This window comes from Candidatus Cardinium sp. cByotN1 (genome assembly GCF_022810525.1).
Taxonomy (GTDB): Bacteria; Bacteroidota; Bacteroidia; order Cytophagales; family Amoebophilaceae; genus Cardinium.
Genome location: NZ_JAACGG010000183.1, coordinates 1 through 402, shown reverse-complemented (window position 1 = coordinate 402; position 402 = coordinate 1). Strand labels below are relative to the sequence as shown.

At 39.3% G+C, this 402-nt stretch carries 1 protein-coding gene; it reads right to left on the bottom strand.

Annotation, left to right across the window (positions count from 1 at the left end):
* Positions 1 to 402 (bottom strand): hypothetical protein (locus tag MUW73_RS04325; RefSeq protein WP_243575309.1); only part of this gene is annotated, 402 nt, incomplete at both ends.

Here is a 402-nt window from a genome sequence, read left to right as displayed (position 1 = left end):
TTAGCCCTGCCAAAAGAGTAGGTTGTATCTGCTTTAAAAGCAGGTGTGAACGTTTTAGCAAACTTGTTAGAACGGGGAGGAGCTTTCGCATCATCATTTTGTTTATCATCATTCTGTTTAAGGAAGTTATACAATGCTGGATAACGCTTGTTTGCATCTATCACCAATAGGTTATCTCCATCAAAATCACCACTAAGATAAGTTTGCTTTTCAATAGGTAAGGCGATACAATCACCTGGTTGATAAGCCTTCATGGCTAGTAGTATACCCCCTACCTCCACGATATCATCTTTGATCTTATCTTTAAATACTTGCTTTTCTTGCGCAGATTTCCAGCTAGAATGGGTTTTCATATCAGCTGCAGAAAGAACGATATCTACCTGATGCAAACCTGATGGCCAT